At 53.3% G+C, this 19,644-nt stretch carries 21 protein-coding genes; 14 read left to right on the top strand and 7 right to left on the bottom strand.

Annotated elements, in window-relative coordinates; genetic code table 11:
• Position 1 precedes the first annotated feature (1 nt).
• The 3 genes from HOY33_RS02415 (at position 2) to HOY33_RS02405 (ending at position 3,156) form a co-directional block, all read left to right on the top strand.
• Positions 2-1,018, top strand: coding sequence for a methionine ABC transporter ATP-binding protein (locus HOY33_RS02415; RefSeq protein WP_172288189.1), 1,017 nt, complete (start codon positions 2-4; stop codon positions 1,016-1,018).
• Entirely contained in the window at positions 1,011-1,670 is a 660-nt protein-coding gene (locus HOY33_RS02410; protein WP_172288187.1) for a methionine ABC transporter permease, read from the top strand. The genes HOY33_RS02415 and HOY33_RS02410 overlap by 8 nt, the downstream gene beginning before the upstream one ends.
• 280 nt (positions 1,671-1,950) lie before the next feature.
• Entirely contained in the window at positions 1,951-3,156 is a 1,206-nt protein-coding gene (locus tag HOY33_RS02405) for a serine hydrolase (RefSeq protein ID WP_172288186.1), read from the top strand.
• Between the two features lie 207 nt (positions 3,157-3,363).
• Here HOY33_RS02405 and HOY33_RS02400 read toward each other — a convergent pair whose 3' ends face one another.
• Positions 3,364-5,052 carry an aspartate:alanine antiporter gene (locus tag HOY33_RS02400; RefSeq protein WP_172288185.1) on the bottom strand — a complete coding sequence of 563 codons (1,689 nt, stop codon included), beginning with the start codon at positions 5,050-5,052 and terminating at the stop codon, positions 3,364-3,366.
• 317 nt (positions 5,053-5,369) lie between these two features.
• Here HOY33_RS02400 and HOY33_RS02395 point away from each other — a divergent pair, with 317 nt between their 5' ends.
• Positions 5,370-5,741 carry an inner membrane protein YbjM gene (locus tag HOY33_RS02395; protein ID WP_172288184.1) on the top strand — a complete coding sequence of 124 codons (372 nt, stop codon included), beginning with the start codon at positions 5,370-5,372 and terminating at the stop codon, positions 5,739-5,741.
• 71 nt (positions 5,742-5,812) lie between these two features.
• Here the strand turns inward: HOY33_RS02395 and HOY33_RS02390 are convergent, their stop codons facing one another.
• Complete coding sequence (locus HOY33_RS02390; protein WP_172288183.1) at positions 5,813-6,079, bottom strand: GrxA family glutaredoxin; 267 nt, start codon at positions 6,077-6,079, stop codon at positions 5,813-5,815.
• A gap of 302 nt (positions 6,080-6,381) precedes the next feature.
• Here HOY33_RS02390 and nfsA point away from each other — a divergent pair, with 302 nt between their 5' ends.
• The 9 genes from nfsA to rlmC all read left to right on the top strand — a co-directional run bounded on the left by nfsA (position 6,382) and on the right by rlmC (position 15,286).
• Positions 6,382-7,101 (top strand): oxygen-insensitive NADPH nitroreductase, encoded by a 720-nt coding sequence (nfsA, locus tag HOY33_RS02385; RefSeq protein ID WP_172288182.1) that lies wholly within the window; start codon positions 6,382-6,384, stop codon positions 7,099-7,101.
• A gap of 18 nt (positions 7,102-7,119) precedes the next feature.
• A complete protein-coding gene (rimK, locus tag HOY33_RS02380; protein WP_172288180.1) occupies positions 7,120-8,016 on the top strand; it encodes a 30S ribosomal protein S6--L-glutamate ligase in 897 nt (298 codons plus the stop codon).
• Between the two features lie 157 nt (positions 8,017-8,173).
• Positions 8,174-8,653: a YbjN domain-containing protein gene (locus HOY33_RS02375; RefSeq protein ID WP_172288812.1), complete on the top strand. Its 480-nt coding sequence runs from the start codon at positions 8,174-8,176 to the stop codon at positions 8,651-8,653.
• A 381-nt stretch (positions 8,654-9,034) separates the two neighbouring features.
• Complete coding sequence (potF, locus tag HOY33_RS02370; RefSeq protein WP_172288178.1) at positions 9,035-10,144, top strand: spermidine/putrescine ABC transporter substrate-binding protein PotF; 1,110 nt, start codon at positions 9,035-9,037, stop codon at positions 10,142-10,144.
• A 130-nt stretch (positions 10,145-10,274) separates the two neighbouring features.
• Complete coding sequence (gene potG / locus HOY33_RS02365) at positions 10,275-11,408, top strand: putrescine ABC transporter ATP-binding subunit PotG (protein ID WP_172288176.1); 1,134 nt, start codon at positions 10,275-10,277, stop codon at positions 11,406-11,408.
• A gap of 12 nt (positions 11,409-11,420) precedes the next feature.
• Positions 11,421-12,386, top strand: a complete 966-nt coding sequence (potH, locus tag HOY33_RS02360) for a putrescine ABC transporter permease PotH (protein ID WP_172288174.1) — start codon at positions 11,421-11,423, stop codon at positions 12,384-12,386.
• Entirely contained in the window at positions 12,383-13,228 is an 846-nt protein-coding gene (potI, locus tag HOY33_RS02355) for a putrescine ABC transporter permease PotI (RefSeq protein WP_172288172.1), read from the top strand. Before potH ends, potI begins: the two co-directional genes overlap by 4 nt.
• Before the next feature lie 117 nt (positions 13,229-13,345).
• Positions 13,346-13,834, top strand: coding sequence for a YbjO family protein (locus HOY33_RS02350; RefSeq protein WP_172288810.1), 489 nt, complete (start codon positions 13,346-13,348; stop codon positions 13,832-13,834).
• A 321-nt stretch (positions 13,835-14,155) separates the two neighbouring features.
• Positions 14,156-15,286: a 23S rRNA (uracil(747)-C(5))-methyltransferase RlmC gene (gene rlmC / locus HOY33_RS02345; RefSeq protein WP_172288170.1), complete on the top strand. Its 1,131-nt coding sequence runs from the start codon at positions 14,156-14,158 to the stop codon at positions 15,284-15,286.
• 49 nt (positions 15,287-15,335) lie between these two features.
• Here the strand turns inward: rlmC and artJ (HOY33_RS02340) are convergent, their stop codons facing one another.
• The 5 genes from artJ (HOY33_RS02340) to artP all read right to left on the bottom strand — a co-directional run bounded on the left by artJ (HOY33_RS02340) (position 15,336) and on the right by artP (position 19,005).
• On the bottom strand, positions 15,336-16,067 hold the full coding sequence (gene artJ / locus HOY33_RS02340; RefSeq protein WP_172288168.1) for an arginine ABC transporter substrate-binding protein: 732 nt from the start codon (positions 16,065-16,067) through the stop codon (positions 15,336-15,338).
• A gap of 61 nt (positions 16,068-16,128) precedes the next feature.
• Entirely contained in the window at positions 16,129-16,797 is a 669-nt protein-coding gene (artM, locus tag HOY33_RS02335; protein WP_172288166.1) for an arginine ABC transporter permease ArtM, read from the bottom strand.
• Positions 16,797-17,513 (bottom strand): arginine ABC transporter permease ArtQ, encoded by a 717-nt coding sequence (artQ, locus tag HOY33_RS02330; RefSeq protein WP_172288164.1) that lies wholly within the window; start codon positions 17,511-17,513, stop codon positions 16,797-16,799. Before artQ ends, artM begins: the two co-directional genes overlap by 1 nt.
• 11 nt (positions 17,514-17,524) lie before the next feature.
• On the bottom strand, positions 17,525-18,256 hold the full coding sequence (gene artJ, locus HOY33_RS02325; RefSeq protein ID WP_172288162.1) for an arginine ABC transporter substrate-binding protein: 732 nt from the start codon (positions 18,254-18,256) through the stop codon (positions 17,525-17,527).
• Positions 18,257-18,276: 20 nt separating this feature from the next.
• Positions 18,277-19,005: an arginine ABC transporter ATP-binding protein ArtP gene (gene artP, locus HOY33_RS02320; RefSeq protein WP_172288808.1), complete on the bottom strand. Its 729-nt coding sequence runs from the start codon at positions 19,003-19,005 to the stop codon at positions 18,277-18,279.
• Between the two features lie 286 nt (positions 19,006-19,291).
• Between artP and HOY33_RS02315 the strand changes: the two genes are divergently transcribed.
• Positions 19,292-19,615: a heavy metal-binding domain-containing protein gene (locus HOY33_RS02315; RefSeq protein WP_172288806.1), complete on the top strand. Its 324-nt coding sequence runs from the start codon at positions 19,292-19,294 to the stop codon at positions 19,613-19,615.
• Positions 19,616-19,644 lie beyond the last annotated feature (29 nt).

Genomic DNA, 19,644 nt, shown 5'->3' with positions numbered 1-19,644 from the left:
AATGATTCAGTTAGAGGGTGTGTGCGTTGATTTCCCACAGGGGAAACAGCAGGGCAATCGTGCAGTTGATAATGTGACGTTGCATATTCAGCCGGGAGAGGTTTACGGCATCGTTGGAACCAGCGGCGCCGGGAAAAGCACCCTGCTGCGCACGATCAATTTATTACAGCGCCCCAGCGCCGGAGTTGTGCGGGTCAACGGGGTGAAAGTCAGCGATCTGAATGGCAAAAGCCTGCGCGAACAGCGCCAGAAAATCGGTATGATCTTCCAGCATTTCAATTTGATGCAAACGCGCACGGTGGCGGAAAACGTCGCATTCAGCCTGAAAGCGGCGGGGAAATCCAATGCTGACATCGCTCAGCGGGTGCCGGAAATTCTTAGTCTGGTGGGGTTATCCGATAAGTCCGCCGCTTTTCCGTCTCAGTTGAGCGGCGGGCAGAAACAGCGAGTGGGGATCGCCCGCGCCATTGCCAATCATCCTGAAGTGCTGCTGTGCGATGAACCGACCTCGGCGCTTGATTTGGAAACCTCGGCGGCGATCCTGGTATTGCTCAAAGAGATTAATCAGAAACTGGGTATTACTATCGTATTGATTTCACACGAAATGAGTGTCATCAAATCGGTATGCGATCGGGTTGCGGTGATGACCGGCGGTAAAGTGGTGGAAGAGGGCGATGTGTTTGATATTTTCGCCGCGCCGCAGCATCCATTCACACGGCAACTGGTGGCCCATACGCTGAATCTTGAGCTGCCTCCCCGCCTGCTGGAAGATTTACAGGGAACCTTGCTGAAAATCCTGTTCGTCGGCGAATCGGCCGAGCAGCCGGTGCTCTCTGATGTGGCAACCCGTTACGGCGTTTCCGTCAACATTCTGCACGGCAAAATTGAATATATCGGTAACCGCGCATTGGGAATACTGGTCGCTCTGTTAACGCATCCTGACGATCCGGCAAAAGTCGCGCAAGCCGTCGGGTATATTCAGGCCAGAACCGCGCAGGTGGAGGTGTTACATGGCTGATTTATGGTTTGATCTGGTCGCGGCATTCGGCGAAACGTTTCAGATGGTCGGCATTTCAACGCTGCTGGCGATTATCGGTGGGTTACCGTTGGGTTTTCTGATTTATGTCACCGATCGTCACCTGTTTTGGGAGAACCGCGCGGTGTATCTACTCAGCACGGTGCTGGTCAATATCATTCGGTCGATACCCTTTGTGATTCTGCTGGTGCTGTTGTTGCCGTTGACGCAGATTTTGTTAGGCAACACCATCGGCCCGGTGGCGGCATCGGTGCCGATGTCGGTGGCGGCCATTGCGTTCTACGCTCGTTTGGTGGATAGCGCGCTGCGTGAAGTGGATCCCGGTATTGTCGAGGCAGCCGAGGCCTTCGGCGCCAGCCCGATGCGTATTATCTGTACCGTGTTATTGCCGGAAGCCAAAGCCGGCTTATTGCGCGGCCTGACCATTACGCTGGTCAGCCTGATCGGTTATTCGGCGATGGCGGGGATTGTCGGCGGCGGCGGCGTCGGCGATCTGGCGATTCGCTTCGGTTATTATCGCTATGAAACCAATGTCATGATCGTGACGGTTATCGCGCTGGTCATTCTGGTGCAGATCGTTCAAACGCTGGGCGACTGGCTGTCAAAGCGGGCGGATAAGCGCGAGCGGCGTTAAGCCTTTCAGGTTTTACATTCAGAGAACCTCAGGGAGGAGGTTCTCAAAGATAGCCACGCACATCCTTTTCTATGTATTTTTGTAGTAAGACACTTCTTATTGCCAACGCAATTCCTTTGTTTATCTTTGATTTTTTAGACCTTTTCATTTCTTTGATTATCTTTACAACTGAACAGTTTCCTTGAGGGTGGCGAAACGTTACCTTTGGATGTTGCAAAATTTTTCAAAACATATTGAAAAGCAAATATTTTTAATGACCTATGGATATCGCGACGATCTCATGAAGACAACGACTCTCCTTTCCAGATTAACATTCTTTACTGCGGGAACGATATTACTGGCGAGTATCACGCCTTTAACGCAGGCGGAGCAGCTTCCGGCGGTTCCTCAGGTTGACGCTAAAGCCTATATTTTGATGGATTACCACAGCGGGAAAGTGCTGGCTGAATCTAACGCGGATGAGCGTCTTGATCCTGCCAGCCTGACGAAAATCATGGCGAGTTATGTCACCGGGCAGGCGATAAAGGCCGGGAAAATCAATCCTGCGGATATCGTCACCGTGGGGAAGGATGCCTGGGCGACGGGGAATCCGGTATTACGCGGCTCCTCGCTGATGTTTCTTAAACCTGGCGATCGCATTCCGGTTTCGGAACTGAATAAAGGTATCGTTATTCAATCGGGTAATGATGCCAGCATTGCGCTGGCTGACTATGTCGCCGGCAGCCAGGATGCGTTCGTCAGTCTGATGAACAATTATGTCAACGCGCTGGGATTGACCAACACCCACTTTCTCACCGTCCATGGCCTCGATGCGCCGGGCCAGTACAGTACCGCGCGGGATATGGCGTTACTGGGGCAGGCATTGATCCGTGACGTGCCGGACGAATACGCGTTGCATAAAGAAAAAGAGTTCACGTTCAATAATATCCGGCAGCCCAATCGTAACCGGTTGCTGTGGAGCACCAATCTGAATGTGGACGGTATAAAAACCGGTCATACCAGCGGAGCAGGACATAATCTGGTGGCGTCGGCCACGGAAGGAAATATGCGCCTGATCTCCGTGGTGCTGGGGGCGCCGACGGATGCGACGCGGTTCCGTGAAAGCGAAAAACTGCTGACCTGGGGATTCCGCTTTTTTGAAACGGTAACGCCAATCAAGGCGGGCGCTCCCTTTACCACGCAGCGAGTCTGGTTCGGCACGCAAAAAGACGCCCGACTCGGCGTGGCGCAAGATGCCGCACTGTCGATCCCCAAAGGACAGATGAAAAATCTGAAAGCCAGCTTTACGCTGCTCCAGCCGCAGTTGTCTGCGCCATTGGCGAAGAATCAGGTGGTCGGCACCATTGATTTTCAGTTGGATGGCAAAAGCATCGGGCAACGTCAACTGGTGGCGCTGGACGACATTCCTGAAGCGGGAATTTTCAGCCGGCTGTGGGATTCGGTGATGATAAAACTTCAGCAGTGGTTTGGTGGTTTATTCGGTTAATTGCGACACCTTGAAAAGGCGTATCAGCGTCATTTCCGAAGGCTCGGAAAAAGAAAAGGCCCATCAATCTTGAACCTCAAAGGCGGGAAAGATGGGCTCCTCAATATGGGGATATCTAAAGAAAAGCAGTGGCATTAATTCAGACTTCGTCGCTAAGAAAAAGTTCTGCCCCTTCTAATAAATAGTGACGGTTTTTTACATTTACTATCAACCCGGTAATTCAGGCCAGATAATCACAATCAATGAACCCGCCAGCGTCAGCAATACGTTGGCGATGGCATAAGTTCCGGCATAGCCCAATGCCGGAATATTGCTGCGGGCGGTATCGCTGATGATCTCCATCGCCGGGGCACAGGTTCGTGCGCCCATCATCGCGCCAAACAGCAGCGCGCGGTTCATCCGCAGTATATAGGCGCCAAACAGAAAACAAATCACCACCGGCACCAGACTGACAATTAACCCCGATACCAGCATTTGTACGCCGATCTCGCCGAAGCTGCGGCCGATACTGCCGCCCGCGCTGAGCCCGACGCCGGCCATAAACACCATCAGGCCGAACTCTTTCACCATATTCAACGCGCCTTGCGGGATATAGCCGAAAGTCGGGTGGTTGGCCCGCAAAAAGCCGAGCATGATGCCGGCGAATAATAAGCCCGCGGCGTTGCCGATGCCGAAGGTAAAATTACTGAACTGGAACGTGATCAGGCCGACCATGATGCCGATGATAAAGAAAGCGCAGAAGGCCAGCAGGTCGGTCATCTGACTATGAATGGAAATAAACCCAATCCGATCGGCGATGCTTTTTACCCGGCGCGCATCACCGCTTACCTGCAACACATCACCTTTATTCAGCACCACGCCATCGTCAATCGGCATTTCAATCTGGCTGCGAATGATGCGGTTAAGAAAACAGCCATGGTCGGTTAGTTTTAACTGGCTGAGGCGTTTACCGACGGCATTGTGGTTTTTCACCACAATTTCTTCGGTTACGATGCGCATATCCAGCAGGTCGCGATCGAAGACTTCTTTTCCGTCGCGAAAGTTTGGGTTAAGGCGGGCGTGGGCATCGGGGTAGCCGACAAGGGAAATCTCATCGCCGATTTGCAGCACGGCGTCGCCATCGGGATTAGCCAGAATGCCGTTACGTCGAATACGTTCGATGTAGCAACCCGTTTGGCGGTAAATGCCCAATTCCCGCAGATTTTTACCGTCCGCCCAGGCGACCAACTCCGGCCCGACGCGATAAGCGCGGATAACCGGCAGGTAAACTTTTCTTTGGCTGTCGGTATCAAGTCCGCGCTCACGGGCAATTTGCTGGGCGCTGGTGGGTAAGTCCTGATGCTGTAATTTGGGCAGATAGCGGGCGCCAAAAATCAGGCTGACCAAACCAATCAGATAGGTGAGGGCGTAACCCAGGCTGAGGTTATCCTGTTCGACGCCGAGCTGTGAGCCGATGCTGGACACATTTCGTAAGGTATCGCCGGCGCCGACCAACACCGGCGTCGACGTCATGGCGCCCGCCAGCATACCGGCGGTCAGCCCGATCCCCCAGCCGAAAAATTTTCCCAATCCCAATGCTAAAAGCAGTGAGCTGCCGACCAACACCAGGGCGAGCATCAAATAATTTTTGCCGTCGCGGAAAAAAATGGAAAAGAAATTTGGCCCGGCCTCAACACCGACGCAAAAAATAAATAACATAAATCCGAGGCTGAGCGCTTCGGTATTAATCGAAAAGTGCTGCTGGCCGAGTAATAACGATACAACTAAAACACCAATAGAATTACCGAGTTGTACCGGCCCCAGGCGTAATTTCCCCAGGCAGAGTCCTAATGAAAGAACCACGAATAAAAGCAGAATGTAATTCCCGTTTAACAAATCAGCGACGTTTATATTCATGGGATGTAACTTGTTGTTTACCAGTAAGTTCTTGATATAAAAAGCGATAGAGGCTAAATTTAACCATTAAGTGCAGAGATTCCACTGACATCAAAAATAACCGTCAGCTGAAAGAAATCAGCGGTGATCAGTATAAATCCTTCAGTACAAATTGTTCAGTGCAATTATTGTGGCGCCGCTATTCTAGAGGTTTGTTGACTCTACAACCAGTATACGCTGAATAAATAGCGGCGATACCTCACTTTTTTTCATATCGGGGATGTTCAGCTGCGCATATTGACTGTGTCAGAGGCGGTATCAGACAAGAGAGGATGCGTATGGCGAGCGATAAAGGTTGGGTTGGTGCGACCTGCTGTTTTTTATTGTTTACCGTGGTTTTTTTAAGTCAAAAAATGAATGTGTCCGATGTGGTCGCCGGGGATGGACTGCGCGGCGACTTCGGAATGCTGCTTTTTTTATTACCCGGGGTGGTCGCCAGCTGCCTGTCCGCGAATGGGCGATTGCTTTACCCGTTGATTGGCGCGTTGGTGGCAATGCCGGTGTGCCTGCTTGTGCTGCACTTTTGGCGTACGCCCCATCACTCTTTCTGGCAGGAGTTGGCCTATATGCTGAGCGCCGTTTTCTGGAGCGTGCTGGGGGCGCTGGTTTTTTTATTTCTGCATGCGATCTATCGGCGGTATTTGCGCTGAGCGGGCGTTCCGTTAAGCCGTAGGCATAAAAAAGACGCAAGATGCGCCTTTTGCTTTATGTGTCGGAGAGGTTATTGCTGAAATAAACACAGGTTTTCTTTGGCGTAAGCCTCAAAATCAGTGCAGCCGCCGATGTGCTTTTCATCCAGGAAAATCTGCGGCACGGTTTCCACCGGTTTGCCTACCGTTTTCGACAAATCTTCTTTGGTGATCCCTTCCGCGCGGATATCGACATAGCGGAATCTGAAGTCATCACGCTGTTCCGCCAGTTTTTCCGCCAATTCTTTAGCGCGGACGCAATAAGGGCAGCCAGGCCGCCCGAAAATCACAGCGAACATGTAAACTCCTTAGTAAAATGAACAATAAAAAATGTTTTTCCAAAACTATTGGCGCAATGCCTGTCGTTAATGGGCGTTACTATGCTCGCATTGTTTGATGAAAAGAAGTAGTAATTACCTGTTGCATCGATTTGTTCTCTCAATGATGAGGCTGAAAAGCAGGCGGCGTTGGTCTGTCCGGCCGGCTGGCATATAATCGTCATCAGTATGATGCAGTTATTCGGTGTCTCCCTCGTCCCGGTCGAGACGGCGGGCGGGGGAACCATTACGGTGTATGACTTAATGCCTGAAGGATATGCAGAGTGACGCCCACTATTGATTTACTACAACGCCATCGCTCCATCCGTGCTTTTACCGCACAACCGCTGACGGACGAGCAACGTCGCGCGATTTTTTCCGCCGCGCAGAGTGCGTCCAGTTCCAGTTTCTTGCAGTGCAGCGCCATTATCCGTATTACCGATCCGGCGATGCGGCAAACGCTGGTTCACTATTCGGGTGAGCAGGCTTATGTCGCTCAGGCGGCGGAGTTCTGGGTTTTTTGTGCCGATTTCCATCGTCATCTGCAAATATTTCCACAGGCTGAAACCGGCCTGGCGGAGCAATTGCTGATCGGCTGCGTCGATACGGCGATAATGGCGCAGAATGCGCTGGTCGCCGCGGAGTCCCTGGGGCTTGGCGGCGTATTTATCGGCGGTATTCGCAACAAGATTGCGGATGTCACGACATTACTGAAACTACCGCAACAGGTCTTGCCGCTATTTGGACTTTGCCTGGGCTACCCTGACGCCGATCCGCAGTTAAAGCCGCGTATGCCGGTGGAGATGCTGGTGCATGAGAACGTTTATCAGCCGCTCGATCGCCAGAAGTTGGCGGAATATGACCAGCAGTTGGCGGAGTATTATCTTCAGCGCACCAGCAATCGGCGCGACACCTGGAGCGAGCATGTACGGCGCACGCTGAAAAAAGAACTGCGCCCGTTTATGCTGGACTACTTACATCAACAGGGATGGGCGGTACGCTAGCGTATCCCTCGGACATTTATGAAGATAGCCATTCTGTCTCGTGACGGGTCGTTATATTCCTGCAAACGTCTGCGCGAAGCCGCGGAAGAGCGCGGACATCAGATAGATATTCTTGACCCGTTGTCCTGCTACATGAATATCAATTCGGCGGCGCCGTCGGTGCATTACCGCGGCCGTCGGTTAGTGAAATATGATGCGGTTATCCCGCGTATCGGTTCGCTTATCACGTTTTATGGCACGGCGGTGCTGCGCCAGTTTGAAATGTCGGGCGGTTTTCCGCTGAACAATTCCGTCGCGGTTATTCGTGCCCGCGACAAACTGCATTCCCTACAGCTATTAGCCAGCGCCGGCATCGATTTGCCGGTCACCGGTTTTGCTCATTCACCCGATGATACCGGCGATCTGATAGAAATGGTCGGCGGCGCGCCGCTGGTGGTCAAGCTGGTTGAAGGGACGCAGGGGATCGGGGTGGTGCTGGCTGAAACCCGACAGGCGGCGGAAAGCGTTATTGACGCATTCCGGGGACTGAATGCCCATATTCTGGTGCAGGAGTATGTCCGTGAAGCGCAGGGCAGAGACATTCGCTGTCTGGTTATCGGCAACCGGGTGGTGGCGGCCATCGAACGGCAGGCAAAACCGGGCGAGTTCCGTTCCAATCTGCATCGCGGCGGTTCGGCAAGTAAAGTTCAGATAACTTCCCGGGAACGGGCCATTGCCGTTAAAGCCGCAAAAACGCTGGGGCTGAACGTGGCGGGCGTCGATATTCTGCGGGCCGAACGCGGCCCTTTAGTGATGGAAGTCAATGCCTCCCCAGGGCTGGAGGGGATTGAAACCACCACCGGGGTTGATATTGCCGGCATGATGATCGAATTTATTGAGCAGCATGTTCGTGCGTTATTGGTGAATAAAAGGTAGTTTTCCGCCTGGCGGTCTGGCCGGTAAATATCGGAACCGATCGTTTGTGATTTATCACGGTTTAATGTGATTTAAGGCGTGTTTATCATGGCGTCGGAACGTAATATTCCGTAAGCTATGGGCCCTTTTTAACAACAGTCGGTATGAGGCAAAAATGATGGATTCACTCATCGTCCCGGATTTGACTATGCTACGGCGGTGGCTGGATCAATTAAACATCGTGTTTTTTGAATGTGATTCCTGTCAGGCGCTCCATTTACCTCACATGCAGAATTTTGATGGGGTATTCGATGCGAAAGTCGATCTGGTGGATAACGTGGTTCTGTTCTCCGCGCTGGCGGAGGTGAAGCCCAGCGCGTTGATTCCGTTGGTCGGCGACCTGAGCCAGATCAACGCCAGCTCCCTGACGGTAAAAGCATTTATCGATGTTCAGGATGATAATCTGCCGAAGCTGATTGTTTGTCAGGCGTTCAGCGTCGCCGCGGGTATGACGCTGGAACAGTTCAGGCATTTCATGCAGCAGTCTGAAGAACAAATCTCGATGGTGATTTTAGAGGCCGGCGCCAATAATCTGCTGTTTATCGGTGATGAAGAAGAGTCCTCTGCTGGCGGAATGAATAGCTCTTTCCTTCATTAGTCCTATTGCTGCCAACGGCAGCAATCAGTTTCTCTTATTTTCTGCTACCCGCTGTTTATTCTGCATTTATCGCCCGATTGCCGGATATTCAGCGCTGTTTATCGCTAATTGGCCGTATTACATAGATAAAATGTGAATAAAAAATCGATAAAAGCCATTTTTTACTTTCGACTATGGTATGACCGATGTAGTGCGGTTATGCTTGATTGCTGTAACAGGCATGCGATAGCGTCGTCTTTAGGTCGATATCTACTATGATGAATTCAGTGCATAGTCATTCATTGATTTCTATCGCTGCCGCACAGGCGCAGGTGGAGTTTCGTCTCTGAATGAGACACACAGACTCCCATGAATCACCCCCTTGTATGGAGGAAGGAACGGATGTTCACCCAACGTAAAAAATTGTTATCGGGTGTTGTTGCCGGCTTGCTGATGGCCGCGTCCGTCACCGCATCTGCGGAAGAGAAAACGCTGCATGTTTACAACTGGTCTGATTATATTGCGCCGGATACGTTGCAAAATTTCCAGCAGGAAACAGGCGTAAAAGTGGTTTATGACGTGTTTGACTCCAATGAAGTGTTGGAAGGCAAATTGATGGCCGGCAGCACCGGGTTTGATTTGGTCGTTCCCTCGGCCAGCTTCCTGGAACGCCAGCTTGCCGCGGGGGTATTTCAGCCATTAGATAAAAGTAAGCTGCCGAATTATAACAATCTCGATCCCGAACTGTTGAAGTTGATCGCCCAGCACGATCCGGATAACAAATATGCGCTGCCGTATTTATGGGCGACGACCGGCATCGGTTACAACATTGATAAAGTCAAAGCCGCTCTGGGAGCCGATGCGCCCGTGGACAGCTGGGATCTGGTGCTGAAACCGGAAAATCTGGAAAAACTGAAAAGCTGCGGCGTCTCTTTCCTGGATGCGCCGGAAGAAATTTTCGCCACCGTGCTGAACTATCAAGGCAAGGATCCGAACAGCACCACGGCGGGCGACTACACCACGTCAGCCACCGACCTGTTGTTAAAACTGCGCCCCAGCATTCGTTACTTCCATTCGTCTCAATACATCAACGACCTGGCTAACGGCGATATTTGTGTGGCTATCGGCTGGGCGGGGGACGTGATGCAGGCGGCCAACCGCGCCAAAGAAGCTAAAAATGGCGTCAACATTCATTACAGCATCCCGAAAGAAGGGGCGCTGGCTTTCTTTGACGTGCTTGCCATGCCGGTCGATGCCAAGAATGTTGATTCAGCCTATCAGTTTATGAATTATCTGCTGAAGCCGGATGTGATGGCCAATATCAGTAATCATGTGTACTACGCCAGTGCGAATAAAGAGTCGGTGCCGTTGGTGAACGAAGAAATTCGTAACGATCCGGGTGTCTATCCGCCTGCGGATGTTCGCGCTAAACTGTTTACGCTTAAGGTGCAATCTCCCCAGATTGACCGTACCCGTACGCGTGCATGGACTAAGGTAAAAAGCGGTAAATAAACGTTTTTTGCTCTGAATTCATGGGATAACTAACAGGCGGCTAATCCCGCCTGTTTGCACAATATCTGTGTCACCGCCTTGATACATCAAGGCGGTGACTTGTTCTGCTTTTGCCGGAGAGCAATGCGAAGTGAATGAAGCCATTCCCCGTCCCCAGCCCAAGCCCCAAAAAGCGGTTACCCCGTTGCTGGAAGTTCGTAATCTGACCAAATCATTTGACGGTCAGGCCGCTGTTGATGATGTCAGTCTGACGATTTATAAGGGCGAGATATTTGCCCTGCTGGGCGCGTCCGGTTGCGGAAAGTCCACGCTGTTGCGCATGCTGGCGGGTTTCGAGCATCCAACGCAGGGGCAAATCGTCCTGGATGGTCAGGATCTGTCGCGGGTTCCTCCCTATCAGCGTCCGATCAACATGATGTTCCAGTCGTATGCCTTGTTTCCTCATATGACGGTGGAAAAGAATATTGCTTTTGGTCTTAAGCAGGATCGGTTGTCGCGTTCTGAAATCAAAGATCGGGTGGAGGAAATGCTGACGCTGGTGCATATGCAGGAGTTTGCCGGCCGCAAACCGCATCAGCTTTCCGGCGGCCAGCGGCAGCGCGTGGCGCTGGCGCGCAGTCTGGCAAAACGTCCGAAGCTGTTGTTGCTGGATGAACCGATGGGTGCGCTGGATAAGAAACTGCGCGACCGCATGCAGCTTGAGGTGGTTGATATTCTGGAGCGCGTCGGCGTGACCTGCGTGATGGTGACGCACGATCAGGAAGAAGCGATGACGATGGCGGGCCGAATCGCCATCATGAACCGCGGGAAATTTGTGCAGATCGGCGAACCTGAAGAAATATATGAAAACCCCAATACCCGTTTCAGCGCCGAATTTATTGGTTCGGTCAATATGTTCGAAGGGGTGCTGACGGAGCGGCGGGATGACGCGCTGATTATACAAAGTCCGGGGCTGGTGCATCCGCTGAAGGTTGATTCCGATGTCTCCGTGGTGGATGGCGTGCCGGTGTATATCGCCCTTAGGCCGGAGAAAATCATGCTCGGTGATGAGATACCGGCTGATGGCTGCAATTTCGCCGTTGGGGAAGTGGTGCATATCGCCTATCTGGGCGATCTGTCGATTTATCATGTCAGACTGAACAGCGGACAGATTATCAGCGCGCAATTGCAGAACGCCTATCGCTACCGTAAAGGCACGCCGACCTGGGGCGACGAGGTGCGTTTGTGTTGGGACGCGGATAGTTGCGTGGTGTTGACGGTGTAGTGAGGAATTGTCATGACAATGTTTTCTGAACATAACACCGTGGAGTCGCCGGAAAAAAAACGCCGTCGGTTAACCCTGCTGATGCTGCGCTGGCGCCAGGATCACGGGCATAAGCTGGTTATCGCGCTGCCTTATCTGTGGCTGCTGTTGCTGTTTATGCTGCCGTTCCTGATCGTATTCAAGATCAGTCTGGCGGAAATGGCGCGAGCCATACCGCCGTACACCGATCTGGTTTCCTGGGTGGATGACCGGCTGGATATTTCGTTGAATCTGGCAAACTATCTGCATTTGCTCGACGATCCGCTCTATATTGATGCCTATCTGCAATCATTGCAGGTTGCGGCGGTATCGACGCTATGCTGTCTGGCGATCGGCTATCCGCTGGCCTGGGCGGTGGCGCACAGCAAACCGTCCACCCGTAATATTCTGCTGCTGTTGGTTATTCTGCCGTCGTGGACATCCTTTCTTATCCGCGTCTATGCCTGGATGGGGATACTGAAAAATAACGGTATTCTGAATAACTTCCTGCTGTGGCTGGGGGTTATCGATCAGCCGCTGGTGATTTTGCATACCAATCTGGCGGTGTATATCGGCGTGGTGTATTCCTATCTGCCCTTTATGGTATTGCCGATCTATACCGCGCTCACCCGGCTGGATTACTCGCTGGTTGAAGCGTCGCTTGATTTAGGCGCGCGTCCGTTAAAAACCTTTTTCAGCGTTATCGTACCGCTGACCAAAGGGGGAATTATCGCTGGTTCGATGCTGGTATTTATCCCCACCGTGGGCGAGTACGTGATCCCTGAACTGTTGGGGGGACCGGATAGCATTATGATCGGCCGTATTCTTTGGCAGGAGTTCTTTAACAATCGTGATTGGCCTGTTGCATCGGCGGTGGCGATTATCATGTTGCTGTTGTTGATTATGCCAATCATCTGGTTTCACAAGCACCAGAGCAAAGCGGCGGAGGGCGAGGTATGAACAATCTGCCGGTGGTTCGTTCACCGTGGCGTATCGTTATTCTGGTGCTGTGCTTTACCTTCCTCTATGCGCCGATGTTGATGCTGGTGATCTATTCATTCAACAGTTCCAAGCTGGTGACGGTATGGGCAGGGTGGTCGACGCGCTGGTATGTCGAGCTGTTTCATAACTCTGCGATGATCAGCGCCGTGCTGCTCAGCCTGACGATTGCCGCGGCATCCGCCACCATGGCCGTGGTGCTGGGGACGCTGGCGGCGCTGGTGATGGTGCGTTTCGGCAGCTTTCGCGGTTCGAACGGCTTTGCGTTTATGCTGACCGCGCCATTAGTCATGCCGGATGTGATCACCGGCCTTTCCCTGCTGCTGCTGTTTGTGGCGCTGGGGCACGCCATCGGTTGGCCTTCGGAGCGCGGGATGCTGACCATCTGGCTGGCGCATGTCACATTCTGTACCGCTTATGTCACGGTGGTGATCAGCGCGCGTCTGCGAGAGCTGGATCGGTCTATTGAAGAGGCGGCGATGGATCTGGGCGCCACGCCGCTAAAGGTATTCTTCATCATTACGGTTCCGATGATTGCCCCGGCGTTGATTTCCGGCTGGCTGCTGGCGTTTACGCTGTCGCTGGACGATTTGGTGATTGCCAGCTTTGTCGCCGGGCCGGGGTCGACCACGCTGCCGATGCTGGTCTTCTCCAGCGTGAGGATGGGGGTTAATCCGCAGATTAACGCGCTGGCTTCTTTGATACTATTGGTGGTGGGAATTATTGGCTTTATTGCCTGGTGGTTTATGGCCAGGGCAGAGAAACAGCGCCAGCGCGATATGCAAAAAGCGAGACGGGGCTGATTCATCGCCAGCCGTTTCTTCGCCGTACGCTGAGTCAACGATAACGCCGCCATTGTCTGGTGGCGTTATCGTTCTGTATGAAGGGAGAGAGGAGAAATTCTGTACAGTAAAAAGGAAATCACACTGCAAAAAGCGTACGCTCCGGTTCCGGTCATGGTGGCGGGCATCGCTATTATCGCCACCCGTTTCCTGGGTGTTTTACTGTTGGTCTGGGAGTTGGGTCTGAGCGGTCTGGGAGACTGGATAGGGAGCAGCGCGCAGTCATGGGATTCAACGCTGATTTTTCTGTTGTCGCTGGTGGTGGTTTGCGCCGAGGTGCGTTGCGGATTCGCCGTGCTGACGGGCGCCAACTGGGGGCGTTGGGGATATGTTATCTGCCAGTGTCTGGTGGTGCCGTATATGCTGCTGGCGTCCGTGAGCGACTATTTCCCCGCCATATTCCATATCACTGGCGACGATCACGTGGCGGTGCTGCACCAGTTGTTATTGCAGAAGATACCGGATTTACTGGTGATCGTGCTGCTGTTTTTACCGCGCCGTTCCCGACGCTTTTTTACTCGTCTCATCCATGAGACTCGCCCTGTGGGCCGCCGCACGCGGCGTTGAAAAGCGCTCCCGGCGCTTTTTTACTCGTCTCATCCATGAGACTCGCCCTGTGGGCCGCCGCACGCGGCGTTGAAAAGCGCTCCCGGCGCTTTTTTACTCGTCTCATCCATGAGACTCGCCCTGTGGGCCGCCGCACGCGGCGTTGAAAAGCGCTCCCGGCGTTTTTTTACTCGTCTCATCCATGAGACTCGCCCTGCGGGCCGCCGCACGCGGCGTTGAAAAGCGCTCCCGGCGTTTTTCTGAAAGATAGATGGGATCGTCAATCGGGGTGGTATAATCCGCCTCATTCTGCATTTATCGCGACAGTTATATTTTTAATCTATGCATTGTGCCCGATACAGCGCAGGAACCTGCCGTTCCTGCCAATGGCTGGAAAAAGCCTATCCACAGCAATTATCCGAAAAACAACAACACCTTGCTGATTTGCTACAGTCACGCACGGTTCGGCAATGGCTGCCTGTTTGCCCGTCGGCACAGACGGCGTTTCGTAATAAAGCCAAAATGGTGGTCAGCGGAAGCGTTGAGCGGCCGCTATTGGGTATGTTGCATCGGGATGGCACTGCGGTCGATCTTTGCGACTGCCCGCTCTATCCCGCCGGCTTCCTGCCGGTTTTCGACGTACTGAAGACCTTTATCGCCAAAGCCGGACTGACGCCCTATAACGTCGCGCGTCGCCGGGGAGAGTTGAAATACCTGCTGCTGACGCAAAGCACCCTGAGCGGCGCTTTTATGCTGCGTTTTGTCTTACGTTCGGAAAGCAAGCTCGCGCCATTGCGCGCGGCGCTGCCGTGGTTACGGCAGCAACTTCCCCAGCTTGAGGTGATCTCCGCCAATATCCAGCCGGTTCATCAGGCGATTATGGAAGGAAAGACCGAGATCGTTCTCAGCGAAGCTTCCTCACTGGCCGAAGCGTTAAATCGGGTGCCGTTGCATATCCGGCCGCAGAGTTTTTTCCAGACCAATCCGCAGGTGGCCGCCGCGTTGTATGCCACCGCCCGCGACTGGGTAGCTGAATTGAACATTCGCAGTATGTGGGATTTATTCTGCGGCGTGGGCGGCTTTGGTTTGCACTGTGCGTCGCCGCAAGTGCGCCTGACGGGGATTGAAATCAGCCCCGAAGCCATTGCCTGTGCGCGCCGCTCCGCGCGACAGTTGGGGTTAACCCAGGTGGAGTTTCAGGCGCTGGATTCAACACAGTTCGCCACCGCTAAAGCGGAAATTCCTGATTTGGTGCTGGTCAACCCGCCGCGTCGGGGGATCGGAGGCGAGCTGTGCGCCTACCTGAGCCGTATGGCGCCGGATTACATTCTCTATTCCAGCTGTAATGCCGAGAGCATGGCGAAGGATATGGCTGAATTGGACGACTACCGTGTGCTACGGGTGCAACTGTTCGATATGTTTCCGCATACGGCGCACTATGAAGTGCTGGCGCTGTTGCAAAGAAAAGCGTGAGTATGACTACGCGGCGCAAAATGGCCGCGTAGTGTGAGCGGCGAAAAACTTATTGCGGGAACCACTTATCGTTGATGGCCTGATAGGTGCCGTCCGCTTTGATGGCGTCCAGCGCGTTATTCAGTTTTTCCAGCAGCGCCTGATTATCCGGGCGAACCGCGATGCCCAGACCGGTGCCAAAATATTCCGCATCGGTCACGTGCTCGCCGACGGTAGCCAGATTCGGATTGGTTTTAAGCCACTCATTCACCACGGCGGTATCGCCGAACACGCCATCAATACGGCCGTTTTTCAGATCCAGCACCGCGTTTTGGTAGCTGTCGTAAGCGACCGTCTGCACTTCCGGGTGCTTGTCATGCAGGTATTTTTGATGCGTGGTGCCGTTTTCCATACCGATACGTTTGCCTTTCAGTTCAGCAAAGTCGGTGAATTTTCCTTTCTGGGCGATCACTACGGCAGAGTTGGCATAATAAGGCTGGGTGAACGCCACCTGCTTGCTGCGATCCGGCGTAATATCCATCCCTGAAATAACCGCGTCATAGCGACGGAATTTCAGCGCCGGGATCAGGCTGTCAAACGCCTGGTTGGTGAAGGTACAGGTCGCCTGCATCTGTTTGCACAGCGCTTTCGCCAGATCCATATCGAAACCGACGATTTCGTTATTGGCATCCAGAGATTCGAAAGGAGGGTAGGTCGCCGATGAGGCAAAACGGATGGTGTCCGCGGCGGCGGCGCTGAATGTCATTCCAGCCAGTAAGGTGGCGATCAATAATTTTTTCATCTACCTGCTCCAGATCGGTTCTTTATTTATTTACAGTTAACTGTACGGATTGATTCCGGTTTCAGTTACGGCGTTCAAATACCAGCGCGCGGCGTTCGATCACGCGCATTAACAGGGTAAGCCCCCCATTGACGCACAGATAAATAATACCCGCCGCGCCGAAAACCATCACATCATAGGTGCGTCCGTACATTAGCTGGCTGTAGCCCATCACTTCCATCAAGGTGATGGTGTAGGCCAGCGAGGTGCTTTTAAACACCAGTACGACTTCATTTGAATAAGACGACAGCGCGCGTTTAAAGGCAAAGGGCAGCAAAATACGCAACGTCTGGCGTTGCGACATGCCCAGCGCGGCGCAGGATTGCCATTGCCCGGCGGGGATCGCCTTGACCGCGCCGTAAAACAGCTGCGTGGTATAGGCCGCGCTGTTCAGCGCCAGCGCGACCATCGCACAGAGCCACGGTTGAGAAAGCAGTTTCCACAGCCAGGGAATTTGCTGAATGGACGTGAACTGGCCAGGGCCGTAGTAAATCAGGAAGATCTGAACCAGCAACGGCGTTCCGGTGAACAAGGTGATATAGACTTTCGCCAGCGGCGCAATCACCGGCGTTTTCAAGGTCAGAACGACAGTGAGCAGCAGCGACAGCAGCAGGGCGACGACGATCGCCGCCACCGTCAGCGTCAGACTGGTGTGCAGGCCTTTTAATAGCTCAGGTAGATAAGCGAGCATCAGGAAGGCCTCCGTTCAAAACGCGTCGTCCGCAGCTCAATACGTTTCAGAACGTACTGGCTTAACAGCGTGATCGCCAGGTAAATGGCCGCGGCGACCACGTACCAGGTAAAGGGTTCCTGCGTTCGCGTCGCAATGCTTTTTGTTTGCAGCATCAAATCGTTCACGCTGATCAGCGAAACCAGCGCGGTGTCCTTCAACAACACCAGCCATTGGTTGCCCAGACCCGGCAGCGCATGACGCCACATCTGCGGCATGATCAGGCGGATGAAAATCGCCGATTTGCCCAGTCCCAGCGCCTGACCGGACTCCCATTGCCCTTGTGGAACGGCCTTCAGCGCGCCACGCAACGTTTGGGAGGCGTAAGCGGCGTACAACAGCGCCAGCGCGATAACACCGCACAGGAACGGGCTGATTTCGTACATCTCCATGTCCAGCTTAACCGGAACCTGCACCAGATAGAGATCCAGCGTAAAACCGTCCGCCAGCATCAGCAGCAATTGGGAAGAGCCAAAATAGATAAACAGCACCACCAGAATTTCCGGCAGGCCGCGCAACAGCGTCACCAGCGCGGTTCCACTCCAGCTTACCGCTTTCCAGCGGGCGGTTTCCCAAATGGCAAACAGCATGGCGAGAGTGAGCCCGAGCGCCAGGGCGCAGACGGCAAGGCCGACGGTCATCCCGGCGGCGCTTGCAAGAGGTTGAAATTCAATCATTGAGCGTCAGATTACTGCTGGAACCATTTTTTGTAGATGGTCTGATAAGTGCCATCCTGCTTGATTTTGTCGAGCGCGTCGTTGAATTGTTTTAACAGCGCGTCATTGTTTTGACGAACGGCAATCCCCAGACCCACGCCGAAATAATCTTTATCGGTGACGCTTTCCCCCACCGCGGCCAGATTGGCGTTCTGTTTCAGCCACTCATTCACCACGGCGGTATCGCCGAACACCGCATCCAGCCGACCGTTTTTCAGATCCAGCACCGCGTTCTGATAACTATCGTAAGGAACGGTGGTAATGTCGCTGTGCTTCTCCATCAGGTATTTCTGATGCGTAGTGCCGTTCTGCACCCCGACGCGTTTGCCTTTCAGCGCCGCCGTGTCGGCGACCTTACCTTTCTGAGCGATAAACAGCGCCGAGTTGTCATAGTACGGCTGAGTAAAGAATACCTGCTGCTGACGTTCCGGCGTGATATCCATACCGGCGATAACCGCTTCAAAACGGCGGAATTTCAGGCCGGGGATCAGACTGTCGAAAGCCTGATTGCTGAAGGTGCAGGTCGCCTGCATCTCTTTGCACAGCGCGTTGGCCAGATCGATGTCAAAACCCTGAATTTTATTATTGGCATCCACGAACTCAAACGGGGGATAAGACGCTTCGGTGGCAAAGCGGATGGTGTCGGCGGCGCTGGCCGATGCGCTCAAACCCGCCAGAAGTGCTGCAACGATCAATTTTTTCATCGTGATTTTCCTGATGTTAATCAATGAGATAAATAGCCGGCGAATTCAGGCGTCTGCGGCTGGGCAAAGTGGCCGGCATCCCCTTGCTCCACGATGCGGCCGTTTTCCATATACACCACCCGGCTGGCCGTCTTGCGGGCAAATTCGACTTCGTGGGTTACGATAACCTGTGTGATCCCGGTTTGCGTCAGTTCATGGATGATGTTCACCACCTGAGCGGTGATTTCAGGATCCAGCGCGGCGGTCGGCTCGTCGAACAGCAGCACCTGAGGCTCCATCATCAACGCGCGGGCAATGGCGACGCGCTGCTGCTGACCGCCGGAAAGGTGCAGAGGATAACGATCGGCAAAATCATTCAGGCGCAGGCGGCTAAGCAGCTTGTCGGCACGCGCCTTTGCCTGATCTTTGCCTAGCCCGAGTACGCGGCAGGGGGCTTCGATCAGGTTTTGAGCAACGGTCAGGTGCGGCCACAGATTATACTGCTGGAAAACCATGCCGACATTCTGACGTAATTCGCGAATAGCGCCATCGGCGGGGACATGACTGAAATCAAACTGATTGCCGGCAATGGACAGCGTGCCGGAGCGCGGCATTTCCAGCAGGTTAAGCACGCGCAGCAGAGAACTCTTGCCCGCGCCGCTTGGCCCAAGCAGCACCAGTGTTTCGCCCGCAGGACAATCCAGAGTGATGTCGAATAGCGCCTGATGCGCGCCGTAGAAACAATTAATGCTGTTTAGTTGAATACTCATGCGTAAGAATTGAATAGACATTGATGCCGCGAATGTTAACGTCGGCAGAATAGTTATGCAATCGCCATGGGTTAAAATTTGCTAACAGGCGACTTATTGCGTAAATAATAGCACAAAATATTAGCGTACGGCTTGAGGGGCGATTTTGCCGGTAAAGCATAATAATCTCCGCCCAATCGGCATAAACATGCCGGCAGGAAATATTGGCGCATAATAGCGTGGTAAGGTAGTACATCCGCTATCGCAGAAAGGCGCTGTCGCGCCGTTAACAGTCAGAGAGTCTATGATGCAATTATCTACCACACCGAGTCTGGAAGGATTTACCATTACCGAATACTGTGGCGTCGTGACGGGGGAGGCGATCCTGGGCGCGAATATTTTTCGTGATTTCTTCGCCGGAATACGCGACATCGTCGGCGGCCGATCCGGGGCGTATGAAAAAGAATTACGTAAAGCGCGGCTGATTGCTTTTAAAGAGTTACAGGAGCAGGCGGCGGATTTAGGCGCCAATGCCGTCGTGGGCATTGATATTGATTACGAGACGGTCGGCAAAGACAGCAGTATGCTGATGGTGACCGTGAGCGGTACGGCGGTAAAAGTGCGCCGTTAGTGAGCGGGTTATCGTCTGTGCAGGAATGT

The sequence above is a fragment of the Brenneria sp. hezel4-2-4 genome (assembly GCF_013155275.1).
Lineage (GTDB): Bacteria > Pseudomonadota > Gammaproteobacteria > Enterobacterales > Enterobacteriaceae > Brenneria.
This window is presented reverse-complemented; position numbering and strand designations above follow the sequence as displayed.